Source organism: Paenibacillus sp. JDR-2, from assembly GCF_000023585.1.
Taxonomy (GTDB): Bacteria; Bacillota; Bacilli; order Paenibacillales; family Paenibacillaceae; genus Pristimantibacillus.
In genome coordinates this window covers 5,620,002-5,632,017 of the sequence record NC_012914.1, presented here as the reverse complement: position 1 = coordinate 5,632,017, position 12,016 = coordinate 5,620,002, and the positions used below count along the sequence as shown (strand labels likewise).

At 43.1% G+C, this 12,016-nt stretch carries 13 protein-coding genes and 1 riboswitch; of the genes, 12 read left to right on the top strand and 1 reads right to left on the bottom strand.

Annotated elements, in window-relative coordinates:
• Nucleotides 1-3: 3 nt before the first annotated feature.
• From PJDR2_RS24690 to PJDR2_RS24640, 11 genes are all read left to right on the top strand, one after another.
• Nucleotides 4-933: an SPFH domain-containing protein gene (locus tag PJDR2_RS24690; protein WP_015846461.1), complete on the top strand. Its 930-nt coding sequence runs from the start codon at nucleotides 4-6 to the stop codon at nucleotides 931-933.
• 350 nt (nucleotides 934-1,283) lie between these two features.
• Nucleotides 1,284-1,952 carry an HAD-IA family hydrolase gene (locus PJDR2_RS24685; protein ID WP_015846460.1) on the top strand — a complete coding sequence of 223 codons (669 nt, stop codon included), beginning with the start codon at nucleotides 1,284-1,286 and terminating at the stop codon, nucleotides 1,950-1,952.
• 96 nt (nucleotides 1,953-2,048) lie between these two features.
• Nucleotides 2,049-2,516 (top strand): NUDIX domain-containing protein, encoded by a 468-nt coding sequence (locus PJDR2_RS24680; RefSeq protein WP_015846459.1) that lies wholly within the window; start codon nucleotides 2,049-2,051, stop codon nucleotides 2,514-2,516.
• Between the two features lie 136 nt (nucleotides 2,517-2,652).
• Entirely contained in the window at nucleotides 2,653-3,651 is a 999-nt protein-coding gene (locus tag PJDR2_RS24675; protein WP_015846458.1) for a phosphotransferase, read from the top strand.
• Between the two features lie 271 nt (nucleotides 3,652-3,922).
• Nucleotides 3,923-4,567: a hypothetical protein gene (locus PJDR2_RS24670; protein ID WP_041613616.1), complete on the top strand. Its 645-nt coding sequence runs from the start codon at nucleotides 3,923-3,925 to the stop codon at nucleotides 4,565-4,567.
• Nucleotides 4,568-4,692: 125 nt separating this feature from the next.
• A riboswitch (ZMP/ZTP riboswitch) is annotated at nucleotides 4,693-4,770 on the top strand.
• A 50-nt stretch (nucleotides 4,771-4,820) separates the two neighbouring features.
• Nucleotides 4,821-5,540 (top strand): IMP cyclohydrolase, encoded by a 720-nt coding sequence (locus PJDR2_RS24665; RefSeq protein ID WP_015846456.1) that lies wholly within the window; start codon nucleotides 4,821-4,823, stop codon nucleotides 5,538-5,540.
• Between the two features lie 49 nt (nucleotides 5,541-5,589).
• A complete protein-coding gene (locus tag PJDR2_RS24660) occupies nucleotides 5,590-6,711 on the top strand; it encodes a hypothetical protein (RefSeq protein WP_015846455.1) in 1,122 nt (373 codons plus the stop codon).
• 103 nt (nucleotides 6,712-6,814) lie between these two features.
• Nucleotides 6,815-7,264, top strand: a complete 450-nt coding sequence (locus PJDR2_RS24655) for a GNAT family N-acetyltransferase (RefSeq protein WP_015846454.1) — start codon at nucleotides 6,815-6,817, stop codon at nucleotides 7,262-7,264.
• 91 nt (nucleotides 7,265-7,355) lie between these two features.
• On the top strand, nucleotides 7,356-7,907 hold the full coding sequence (locus tag PJDR2_RS32125; protein ID WP_049790080.1) for a hypothetical protein: 552 nt from the start codon (nucleotides 7,356-7,358) through the stop codon (nucleotides 7,905-7,907).
• Nucleotides 7,908-8,356: 449 nt separating this feature from the next.
• Nucleotides 8,357-9,085 carry an MBL fold metallo-hydrolase gene (locus tag PJDR2_RS24645; protein ID WP_015846452.1) on the top strand — a complete coding sequence of 243 codons (729 nt, stop codon included), beginning with the start codon at nucleotides 8,357-8,359 and terminating at the stop codon, nucleotides 9,083-9,085.
• A 26-nt stretch (nucleotides 9,086-9,111) separates the two neighbouring features.
• Entirely contained in the window at nucleotides 9,112-9,687 is a 576-nt protein-coding gene (locus tag PJDR2_RS24640) for a TetR/AcrR family transcriptional regulator (RefSeq protein WP_015846451.1), read from the top strand.
• A 13-nt stretch (nucleotides 9,688-9,700) separates the two neighbouring features.
• Here the strand turns inward: PJDR2_RS24640 and PJDR2_RS24635 are convergent, their stop codons facing one another.
• The gene (locus PJDR2_RS24635; protein WP_015846450.1) at nucleotides 9,701-10,552 is read right to left on the bottom strand and encodes an AraC family transcriptional regulator; all 852 of its coding nucleotides are present in this window, start codon (nucleotides 10,550-10,552) and stop codon (nucleotides 9,701-9,703) included.
• A gap of 167 nt (nucleotides 10,553-10,719) precedes the next feature.
• On the opposite strand from PJDR2_RS24635, the gene PJDR2_RS24630 reads away from it, so the two are divergent.
• Nucleotides 10,720-12,000, top strand: a complete 1,281-nt coding sequence (locus tag PJDR2_RS24630; protein ID WP_015846449.1) for a glucuronate isomerase — start codon at nucleotides 10,720-10,722, stop codon at nucleotides 11,998-12,000.
• The last annotated feature ends 16 nt before the right edge of the window (nucleotides 12,001-12,016 follow it).

The window sequence follows — 12,016 nt, the reverse complement described above, 5'->3', positions numbered from 1 at the left end:
TAAATGATAGGCTTAATCGTATTTATTATCATACTCGTGATTGTTGTTGTCATTATTGCAAGAGGCGTTCGCATTATCCCTCAGCAATCGGTAGCGATTGTGGAGAGGTTAGGCAAATATTCAAACACGCTGCATGCCGGGGTAAATCTCATCATTCCGATTATCGACAGAGTTCGGATCCGTCATGATCTTCGTATGAAGCAGGAAACAGTACCTTCGCAATCGGTGATTACGAAGGATAACGTGGCCATCGGCGTCGAACTGGCAACCTTTTTTACAGTAGTTGATCCGAAGCTGGCAACGTATGGCATTGCGAATTATGTGGAAGGGATCCACAATATTGTCGCTTCCGCCCTGCGAGCCACGATAGGGAAGATGGAGCTGGACGAAATATTGTCCAACCGTGACCGCATTCAAGCAGAATTGCGGCAGGCGCTCGATAATGCATCGGAGAATTGGGGCGTTCGGATTGATCGGGTAGAAATTTTACAGTTGGGAATTCCAGCGGATATTCAAAATTCGATGGAGAAGCAGATGAGAGCGGAGCGTGAGAAGCGCGCCAGCATTTTGCAGGCGGAAGGGGAGAAGCAGGCGACCGTTCTGCGCGCAGAAGCCCAACAAGCAGCTGTCGTCTTGGCAGCAGAAGCCGAGAAGAAGCGGCAAATCTTGGACGCGGAAGCCAAGCAGAAGTCGCAGGAGCTTGAAGCGATGGGGAAAGCGGAAGCGATCAGACATGTCGCGCAGGCGGAGCGGGCTCGGATCGAAGCAATCAAAGAGGCAGGCTTAGATCCGCAAATTTTAGCTTACAAGTCATTCGAAGCCTTAGCGCAAATGGCAGAGGGGAAGGCGTCGACGATCTTTGTTCCGACCGAGGTTATGAATGCGCTGGGATCTGTCGGTATGATCAGCAAGATTTTTGATGTGCAAAAATAAATGAAAGTGTAAAATTCACAATCAAAACACACAAAAAACAGCGATGGCAGGTCACAATTGTGACCTGCTGTCTTGAAAAAATAAAATATTAGACTGAAAAATAAAGTATTAGACCGTGAAAATAAAGTTGTAGACTGTGGGTGGGCATTAAGTTAACGGGGAACGATAGTTAAATAAGGATACCGCGGCAGTCGACCAAACAATCGGCTGCCGTTTTCGTTGAACTACGGGCAGAAGAGCGTAATGAGATGTTGACACATAACGCCATTTCAATTTACTATGTTAAAGTGGTAGAGAGATAAAGTATTCAGTGGTTTAAGTAAGACATAGACTCATTTAGGGGGTAAGCTATGGCGGTTGAAGCTGTCATTTTTGATTTTGACGGTTTAATCAGAGATACCGAAACGTATGAGTTTTATTCATTTCAAGAACTTCTTATGGAGTATGGGGTTGAATTACCTTTAGAATTATACAGTTCTAGGATCGGTGGACATTTTAATTCATTTGATCCTTATGAATTTTTACAACAAAGCATAGGAAAAACATTAGACCGAGAATTACTTAGAAAACTGAGAAGAGAAAAATATGATAAGTTAATTGTTAATCAAAAAGCTCTTCCAGGTGTTCAAAACTATTTGAATGAAGCCAAAGGATTAGGTATCAATATTGGATTAGCTTCTAGTGCTCCACGAAATTGGGTTGTCCCTAATTTAGAGGAGTTAGGACTTACAGATTATTTTTCATGCATAAGAACCCACGAGGATGCCAAAAATGTTAAGCCTGCTCCTGACCTTTACCTGCAAGTTCTAGATTACTTCGGTGTTAAACCTATAAATGCGGTTGCATTCGAGGATTCACCTAATGGAGCAAAAGCGGCGAAGGCAGCTGGGATGTATTGTATAATTGTACCAAACAAACTAACTAGAGAATTATTCTTTGAAGCATATGATTTACGATTGAATTCTTTAGAAGACATGAACTTAACAACAGCAATAAGATTATTAACAAAAAGTCATTGAACTAACATAAGAACTTTAGTTCAATGAAGATGGCACGGCAGTTCACACTGATGAGCTGCCGCTCAAGTAATAGGCAGTTTTATGGGGGCTTTGCTAATGATCGCTACCAATAAAGATGGGTATGAGTTATTAGAATGTATTACTTTGAAAGAAGATGAACTAAATAGTTACGGGCCACTAGCAGGTTCATATGCAGTGGTTAGATATAATGATAAGTATCTATTATGTTTTAATACGTTGAGGAAACACTGGGAAGTACCAGCCGGAGGAAGGGAAGATGGGGAAACTCCTAAAGAATGTGCCATAAGGGAACTTTTTGAGGAAACAACACAAGTTGTTCGCGACATGGATTTTAAAGGCTTACTAAAGGTTAGGAAGCCAAATGGAGTGATAAAATATAATCCAGTGTACTTTACTGAGTTGGATTACATAGCCCAGTTTAAAGAAAATAACGAAACAGACAAAATATTATTTTGGAATTTATCTGATGATATCGCCTACGTTGATGAGGTCGATAAGGCAGCTATTAGATGGTGCATGTCGTTCAACAAAAGGGAACATTAGTTTGATGATTCCAGGGAGCAGTTTGCCGCCGCGGCAGCTGCTCCTTCTTTCGTTAAGCGATATGGCAGGACAACGTAATGGCTACAAAGAAATTGTATTATACAAATTGGTAGATGATGTGGGAAGGTGAATAAGAATGGATCCTTGTCAAATAGAAGCTCTATGTAATGAATTAGGGCTTGGTGATATAACAATTGCCCCTACTGCGGTATCAGGTGGTTTATTACATCGCATGTATGCAGTTCAAACCACCTCAGGTAGATACGTAGTCAAAGCATTAAACCCAGAAATTATGGCCAGACCAACAGCCATGCAAAACTTTATCAGATCCGAACTCATTGCTAATAGGGCTTCAGACTTTGTACCTGCTCTTCCGGCTAAGACTTTTAATGGTCATTCTATTCAGCAAGTAGGTGAGCAATTCTATCTCGTATTTGAATGGATGGATGGAAAAAGCCTTAAGCCCAGTGAAATAAATTCGAATCATTGCAAGATAATGGGTAGCATTCTTTCCTCTTTACATAAGGGGGATTTCTCAGACCTTGGAATAGTTAATATTCCGCCTGAAGATCGGGGGCTAACTGACTGGAACTTTTATTTGGAAAAAGGGCAGGAGAATAATGCCGAGTGGACCAGCTTATTATTAGAAAACACTCCAATGCTTAACGAATGGAATCTCGAAGCTATAAATTCAGCTAAGCAGTTGTTAACGAGTATGGTCATCAGTCATGGTGACCTAGACCCTAAGAATGTTTTGTGGAATGACAAACCAATCCTTATTGATTGGGAATGTGCTGGCTATAGAAACCCTAAACTGGACTTAATTGAAACGGCAATTTATTGGTCTGAGAATGAATCGGGAGAAATTGATCACGACAGGTTCTTATCTTTTATAGATGGCTATAGAGGAACTACACAAACCCATATCCATGCAAACTGGAGAATGATACTGGCAAATAGCTTTTTAGGGAAGTTGGACTGGTTAGAATATTGTCTGAAGCGGTCTTTATGGATTGATTGTACAGATCCAGATGAACAGAAATCCGGGACAGAACAGGTTGCAGGGACCATTCTAAATATTAAACTTTATGCAGAGAAACTTAACGAAATTGAACGTTGGCTGCATGAGATTTAGTTGACTTGATCCATTACTCTAACGGGAGACTTTAGTTCAATACAGAACAACAGCAGCCGGCGTATTACGTTCGGCTGCGTTTTTGTTGAACTAAAGGGCAGTTTAACGTAGTGGATCATATCAATGTAAGGGTATTCACAAATGGATAATATTGTGGGAAACTGTTATAGAAAGGCGGTGTAGAAATGCCGGCAACTTGGACAGTTAGTGCTACCAGAATGAGAATTTCCCCCTTGTAAGAATTAATCTTAAACAAGGGGATGTTAGAACAATGAGAATTTCAGATCGATTATTAAGAAATTACCTGGATCACGTTTATTGGATATGTGGGGGACCTTGCGGTGGCAAAAGCACTATGGCGAAGTCGCTAGCCTCAAAGTGGGGAATGAATTATTATTCTTCAGATGACCATACCTATGAATATCAATCAAAAGCTAACCCACAGGATCATCCGGCAATTTTGAGGCACTTTATCGATTGGGAGTGGTTCTTTTTAGGTCGTGGGAACGATAGAAGTCATTGGTTAAATTCAGTCTTTGATGAAAGTGTTGAGTTCATCATATTGGATTTATTACAAACGGGTAAAGAGAAGCCAATAGTTGTAGACACTTTTATGGAGCCAGCTTTTTTAAGGGAGATATCTAACCCCAACCAAGTTGTTTATTTGTTTGCAGAAGATGAACTAATTCGATCAGAATATTTAGACCGAGACCACCTGAGAGGCATGGAGGATTTGTTTCCCACTTTATCTGAACCGAAACGGGCTAGAGAGGAAACACTAAACAATGTTGTTAAAGCCTCAAATCACTATCTGCATCAAGCCAAGCAGTATGAATTAAAGTGGCTAACGAGAACAGTTCAATCAAATAAAGACCATATGTTATCGGCAATTGAAAAGCATTTTGGTCTGTCCTGATTTGTTGAAGCGACTACTTCATTAAGTGGTCGTCTTCTTTTTATTAAACTATCGGGTAACGTTAGTTTATGAAAACAATGCATTGAAAAGTGTTGAGAGAAATTGGTATTATGAATATAATTTAGAGTCTTATATGTGACTGGCGGAGCATGGGGATCCATGAGGAAGCATATAAGTTAAAGCCGTACGCCTGGGCAGAGGTAAGGGGGATTCCCCTTACCTCTTTGTGTTTATTCGAGAGGAGCAGATGCAGATGAACAAACTTCAACACGCTTTGTTTGAGAATCCTTATCCCGGAAGAACGCTTATTGTAGGTATGACTCCTTCAGGATCGCATTATGTACAGGTGTATTGGATTATGGGAAGAAGCACGAACAGTAGAAATCGAGTATTTGAAAGAGAAGGTTTTAGTATAAGAAACAAAGCCTTTGATCCTGCTCTAGTGGAGGACCCTTCGCTCATATTTTACTATCCTATTCGGCATTGGGATAACGTACACATTGTCTCTAATGGTGATCAAACTGAAACTATTTATGAAGGATTAAAGAATTACAGGTCCTTTTATGAATCATTAATGCTTAGAGAGTTTGAACCCGATGCTCCCCACTTTACCCCAAGAATCTCAGGTATAATTAACACAGATCTTAAGCAATACAGCTTATCAATTCTTAGAACACAAGACAACGACCATTCAATTTGCATACGTAACCTCTATCAATACAACCGTTTCAAGAAGGGAATAGGTCATTGTATATATACCTATAGAACGGAACTGGATGGTGTACTTAAACCATTCGAAGGTGATCCAATTGAAGTACCACTCTTCGATTCAATTGATAAAATAGCAGACTACTATTGGGAACGTATTAATTCTGAGGACAAAATTGCATTATTAGTAAAATTTGTTGATGTACAGAATCAGGAAATAAACTTAATAATTCGAAATAAGCATTCCATAAACGAGGAACGTTAGTGGAAACCTAATACTTACAAAAGACTATATTTTAGGGAGCAATAAATTAATGTCTATTACAATAGAAACATATATAAACTTAGCTTTAGATGCACAGGAGAACTTCTTATCTTATAAAAAACGGAGTGAACTACAAGTTAGCCGGTGGGAATTTACAGATGGAAAAAGATATTCTCCATGTCCATATTGGTTTGAGCGAAACCAGCAGCCAGTGGGGAGAGTTACAGAGGGCCAAGACGAAACTTCTTATGGGAAGGACGAAAACGGTCTGATTTGGGTTTCTCATCAAGATTCTTTAATTAATGTGGTGGCTTATTATGAACACCTAGAATCTCGGTTGATTATTAGATCATATAATGACGGAAAACTGGTTTCTATTGAAGATATTCTCTATGAAAAAGGTCGACCGATTCGTTATATAGAATTTAACTGCAGGAATGGTTTAACAATAGAGAATACAATCTGTTATGAAGAGAATTATAATTATAATAATGAAGCACTAGTAACTATAAAGGCTTTAACATATCAATCAAATAAGCTCTCTGTTACAGTGCAATACAATTTGTTTTATGACCTTGATGGACAGCTGGATCGCATAATTGATCAGTCTGGGATACTTATTTATATCTACTTGTCTCAATATCAAGCGGAAATGCTTTATGAAGAAGTATGTAGGGAACTTCCTGATGCAATTAAGCAAGTAATAAAGCAAATTGCCCAAAAAACTCAAACAGAAAAAATTTGTTACCTAAACATATATGCAACTGGGGATCCTTACACAACAGCAGATGCAATTTTCCATCCAGCACTTGAACGAATACGAATTGATCAACTTAATAATGGTGCTTCTCTGTACTCCATTTGGAACGTCGGTAATCACCCCATTCGTTATCAGGCTGGAATAGATGAAAAATCTATTTTAAACAAAATGGTTATGCTTTATCTCCATTGGTCACTACAGGATTGGGACTGGCATATCCGTGCGTATAAGATTTGGTTCGAAGCAATTATGAAATGTAATCAAATTGATTGGAGCAAGCTAATTTATTGTACTGATGATTTCATTATTGTGTTCGATGATGGGGAGCTAGATTTACCTGGTGGAGACTTGGCCAAGTTTGTACCAACTTACAAGCTGGATTTACTTCGAACAAGGGCACTCACAAAATAGAAGGTTTTGAACTAACGGGGAACGATAGTTCAACAACAAAAAGTGAGCAGACCACCGCGGCGCTGCTCTTTTTTCCATTGACTAAAGCAGGAGGGGTGGTTAAGTGAATGGTATTATCGTCACAAAAGTTAGTCATTTAGAAACCTCTAAGGTAATGCGACTCATTGAAGAAAGTACGAACGAAGGATTTCGTCACATCAAACGATTAGTGGCCGACTATGAAGCAGGAACCAATAAATTTGGCGGGGACGGGGAAGCGCTCTTCATCGCTATTAAAGACGGCGATATTGTTGGGGTTTGCGGGTTAAACCAAGACCCTCTCGCAGGTAGTAAAGCAGTTGGTCGTGTTCGTCGCCTCTATGTCTTACCAAGTGTCCGTCGATTCGGGATAGGACGCTTGCTGATGGATTCAGTTATTATAGAGGCTAAAAAGTACTTTCAGATGCTTGTATTAAAGACAGATAACCCAAATGCAGATTTATTTTATCAATCTATAGGATTTTTTGTTAAGGCTGATTCGGAAAATTATACTCACTTTGTGAAATTCAGCTAACGGAGAACTTTAGTTCAAAACAAAAAAACCGACAGCAGATCAGATATCCGCTGCCTATTTTTATTGAAGTAAGGGCAGGAAAATTACAATTATGAAAATATTTTGGAATGATATTGTCTTAGGAATGAGGGGCATTATGAGGAAACGTCATATCAGGCTATTCGTCGCTCTGGTTTTTGTGCTTTTTCTTGTTTCATGTACATCGAGGGGGCAAAAAATGCTCTCGGACGAAGTGCTGATCCAGAAGGTGAAGGAAGATTGCTCGGCATGGTGCCAAGATGATAAAGATCTTATTATTGAAGTAAGTGGATATGACGAGAGAGACCATGTCATGGTAGGAGTACGAAAAAAGAGCAATAATCAGCCTGAAGCCGGATATCACTTGGACCCCGTTACAGGAGAAATTACGAGAAAGTACATTTTAGACGGAGAGTTGGAATCAATCGAAAATGGGGTGAAAGAATCTTCTTCCCAAATAACCGACGTGACTTTTTCCAAGATCGATGATCTAAGTTACAGCAATGAAACATCAAACCTTCTAAGTGTAACCACGGAATTGAAAGAGATTGCGAGATATCGGGGGAGTTTGATAACACTGTTCGGTGATCCTGTAAGAGTCGGAAAACTCCGAAGATGCCTTTAATTATATGATTCAAGCGCAAAGAAGCGACGGGAGTAAGTGGATCTTAACCGCATATCAAGGTCCATCCGGATTTGCAATCGGTGGGACAGGGGAAGCAGAGTTGAGTCATGAGATGGCCTATTTGCTTATGCAAAGGCTCGCAGCGACGGCACCAACTGATTTTGAGAAAAGAGGAATTAGATACTCCGATTCAAAAGATACTTATATTTATGGTTGTCAGAACGGTGAGTGCTATGTGGAATAATATGTCTCAATAGAGCTAATAACATGGTTGCGCTAACGAGGGAGCTCAATACAACACGACGGCAATTGACTTGTTGGTAAGCTGCCGTTTTTTATTATAATTATTGTTGTTATACTTTTGGGCTAAAAACTTCTTGCAAAAACTAATGGTATTAGTTATTATAAAACTAATGATATTAGTTTATGAGCGAAGGTGGTTAATTAAAATGAGAATGACACGTCATGAACAGGTTTACCAGCTTACTTTTATGCCAAAAATGTTTCCGGTGAATTGTTACTTGGTGGAGGAAGAGAAGAGCCTGACGCTAATTGATGCTGCAATGCCGGGTAACGCCGAGGCTATTCTGCAAGCAGCAAAGCAAATCGGCAAACCTATTACGCGTATTGTTCTGACCCATGCTCATAGTGATCACATCGGAGCTTTGGATACGCTTAGGAAGCAGCTGACCGATGTTACGGTATATATTTCTGCCCGTGATTCGAGACTGCTTAACGGTGACCGCTCGCTTGACTCCAACGAGCCGGAAACGCCGATTCGGGGCGGCGTGCCTAAGCCGGGCAAAATCGCAACGCGCCCGGATGTGCTTCTCCAGGATGGAGACCGCGTAGGTTCCCTGCTGGCGATTGCGACGCCGGGCCATACGCCGGGTTCGATGTCTTTTCTCGACTCGCGAAGCCATGCGTTGATTGCGGGAGATGCTTTTCAGGTGCGCGGCGGAATAGCGGTAAGCGGACAGGTGCGCTGGAAGTTTCCTTTTCCTGCAATGGCGACCTGGAATAAGATCGAATCGCTCCGCAGCGCAATGAAGCTGCTGAAGCTGAAGCCATCCTTGCTGGCTGTCGGTCACGGGGATTTGATTGTTCTGCCGGAAGCGATGATGGAGTTGGCCATTCAGAATGCTTCCCGCAAGCTTGATGCCGTAATTGTTCATTAGAAATCATTGGAAAGGGAGAATAGACCATGTCACCAAGAATAGGATTGGATCTGCCAACCATCATACAAAAGGCTGCCGAGCTGGCGGACGAGAACGGACTCGAATCCGTTACCCTCGCCTCGTTGTCCCAGAAGCTTGGCATCCGTTCTCCTTCTTTATATAACCATGTGGACGGATTAAGCGGACTTAAGGAGAAGCTTGCCTTGTACGGACTCAAAAATCTGCATGACAGGCTGCTCCGCGCCGTTGCCGGAAGATCGGGCGATGATGCCGTCTTTGCCATAGGGCTTGCTTATATCGGATTCGCGAGAGAGCATCCGGGCTTGTACGAGGCAACGCTTCCGGCTCAGCAGACAGAGGACGCGGAGCTGATCAAAGTAAGCGAAGAATTGATTCAGCTCATTATTACGGTGATGGACTATGCGTATAAGATGAAGCAGGAGGATACGATCCATCTCGTCAGAGGCTTCCGCAGCTTTATGCATGGTTTCGCAACGTTAGAGAGAAGCGGAGGCTTTGGGCTGCCGGTAAATCTGGACGAGAGCATTCAGATTGTGCTTAAGGTCTATTTGGCCGGCATCCGGGAGCAATTCCGTTCTTAAATCCAATATCGGTTTACTCAAGAGGCCGGGCGATCCCCTTCCGATAGTCATCGGGGGATTGTCCGGTAAATTTTTTGAATGTTTGGCTGAAATGCGAGACGTATTTGAAGCCAATCTCAAACGCGGTCTCCGTGATGGAGCGGTCCGGGTTCATCGTAAACAGCATTTTAGCCTGATTAATTCTTCGCTGATACAGGTAATGGAACAAGGTAATGCCGGTTGTTTCCTTGAAGATTTTCACGAGATAATGCTTGTTCAGATGCATATAGTCGGCGATATCGTCCAGCTCAAGATCCTCCCGGTAATGCTCCTCGATATACGCGATCAGCTTTTGGACGTTCTGATGCTTAATGCTGCCAGGCGGAGAGGCTTGTCCATAACTAGGCATATGGGCGAATTCGTAAATAAGCAGCAGCAGTTCTTGGAAGCAGAGGATTAACCGGTCATGAGACAGCGGATCATTGCTTTGCCGAAGCTGGCATAACCGTTCCAGAAGCGGTTCTATCCTTGCCTGCTCCTCGGCTTTCAGGGAGATCAGGCGGTTCGTCTGTCTCTCGAAGGGAAGCAGCAGGGGAATCAGAAAAGGCGGCTGAAACAAACCCGAAGCAAAGGCCGGGTCAAAATGGACGACCGTCCGGCAATATTCGTACCGGTTATCGATGGACGGATAATGAAGAGTCATCCCGTTCATCAGAATAAGGTTGCCGGGAGCAAGCTCATAGATGCTGTCACCGATCAGAAGCTTGCATTTGCCGCTGTGAAAATAATAAATTTCATATTCCAGATGGGAATGAAAGTCGGTCGGAATCTGGGATGTGTTGTACATCGCTTCAATGGGAAGCGGGTATCGCTCTTGAACGCTCATGAGATTCCTCCATGGATGAAATAGCTGTTGATTTATTATACTGCCCGGCCTTCAAATACACCAACCACATATAAATGGGCCATCGATGAACGATAACCGGATAGAAGCGGTTCGCCCCCCGGCGGTGGTACGATGTGATTAGGACAAGTTGAGGGGGAAAATTCATTATGATCAAGGAACAACTAGCCATAGAATCCGTCAGTGTTATGAAAGAAACCGTTGGGCGTCTTGCGATGACGATGCCGGTAACGGATATGCATACCCATTTATTTTCCGCCGATTTCGGCAATTTGCTGCTATGGGGCATCGATGAGCTGCTTATATATCATTATCTAATTTCGGAGTCGTTCCGCTGGGCGGATGACCAGGAAACGTATGACGCATTCTGGGCCATGACGAAGCGGGAGCAGGCGGACTGGATCTGGAATAAGCTCTTTATTGAACATTCGCCAGTCAGCGAAGCGGCAAACGGTTTTATTACGATATTGCACCGTCTTGGTCTTGATGTTTCCTCGCGTAATTTGAATGATTACCGTGAAGCGCTTGCCAGCCGTACGACGGCTGAGCAGGTGGATGAGGTTCTGCGGATCTCGAACGTGAAGCATGTCCTTATGACCAATGATCCGTTTGATCCGGAAGAGCGTGAAGTATGGCTGAACCGCGGCGGCAATACGGATGCCCGGTTCTCCGCTGCCCTTCGGGTCGACACTCTGCTGAATGACTGGCCTAATGCGGTCGTACAGCTTCGTTCCCTTGGTTACGATGCTTCCGAGGAGTGGACGGAGAAGACGAAGGAAGAAGTACGCCGCTTTCTCTCCGAATGGATTGTACGCATGGACGCTTTATATCTGGCCGTATCGATGCCGGGCGATTTCGTCTATCCGGCTGAGGACCACCGCACCCGCATGATTGACGAAGCGATGGTGCCGGTCTGCCAGAAACATGGCATTCCGTTTGCCCTCATGATTGGCGTTCGCCGCCGCGTGAATCCGGAGCTTCGTCTTGCGGGAGACATGAGCATGGATTCGGACGTGTCCGCGGTTGAAGCTTTATGCCGCAATTATCCGAAGCAGAAATTCCTTATCACGATGCTGGCCCGCAGCAATCAGCATGAGCTGACCGTGCTTGCGCGGAAGTTCCGCAATCTGATGGTATTTGGCTGCTGGTGGTTCCTTCACATCGAATCGATGGTAGAGGAGATGACGAAGTTCCGTCTCGAACTGCTGGGTACTTCCGTCATTCCGCAGCACTCGGACTGCCGGGTATTTGAACAGCTGATTTACAAATGGGAGCACTCGCGCCGCATTATCGGGCAAGTACTGGCCTCGAAATACGAGCGTTTGTACAACAACGGCTGGAAGGTAACGGAGGATGAGATCAAGCGTGATCTTGACGATTTGTTCAACCGGAATTTCTGGCGCTTCCTCGGCAGGGAGCAGCCGGAATAGCCGTGAGGAGAAGCAA

What these genes read in the sequence shown, in the direction of transcription:
- PJDR2_RS24690 (WP_015846461.1), top strand. Translation starts at nt 4, where the DNA reads ATGATAGGCTTAATCGTATTTATTATCATACTCGTGATTGTTGTTGTC.
- PJDR2_RS24635 (WP_015846450.1), bottom strand. Translation starts at nt 10,552, where the DNA reads ATGAGCGTTCAAGAGCGATACCCGCTTCCCATTGAAGCGATGTACAAC.
- PJDR2_RS24665 (WP_015846456.1), top strand. Translation starts at nt 4,821, where the DNA reads ATGAACAAACTTCAACACGCTTTGTTTGAGAATCCTTATCCCGGAAGA.
- PJDR2_RS32125 (WP_049790080.1), top strand. Translation starts at nt 7,356, where the DNA reads ATGAAAATATTTTGGAATGATATTGTCTTAGGAATGAGGGGCATTATG.
- PJDR2_RS24685 (WP_015846460.1), top strand. Translation starts at nt 1,284, where the DNA reads ATGGCGGTTGAAGCTGTCATTTTTGATTTTGACGGTTTAATCAGAGAT.
- PJDR2_RS24640 (WP_015846451.1), top strand. Translation starts at nt 9,112, where the DNA reads ATGTCACCAAGAATAGGATTGGATCTGCCAACCATCATACAAAAGGCT.
- PJDR2_RS24660 (WP_015846455.1), top strand. Translation starts at nt 5,590, where the DNA reads ATGTCTATTACAATAGAAACATATATAAACTTAGCTTTAGATGCACAG.
- PJDR2_RS24630 (WP_015846449.1), top strand. Translation starts at nt 10,720, where the DNA reads ATGATCAAGGAACAACTAGCCATAGAATCCGTCAGTGTTATGAAAGAA.
- PJDR2_RS24675 (WP_015846458.1), top strand. Translation starts at nt 2,653, where the DNA reads ATGGATCCTTGTCAAATAGAAGCTCTATGTAATGAATTAGGGCTTGGT.
- PJDR2_RS24680 (WP_015846459.1), top strand. Translation starts at nt 2,049, where the DNA reads ATGATCGCTACCAATAAAGATGGGTATGAGTTATTAGAATGTATTACT.
- PJDR2_RS24670 (WP_041613616.1), top strand. Translation starts at nt 3,923, where the DNA reads ATGAGAATTTCAGATCGATTATTAAGAAATTACCTGGATCACGTTTAT.
- PJDR2_RS24645 (WP_015846452.1), top strand. Translation starts at nt 8,357, where the DNA reads ATGAGAATGACACGTCATGAACAGGTTTACCAGCTTACTTTTATGCCA.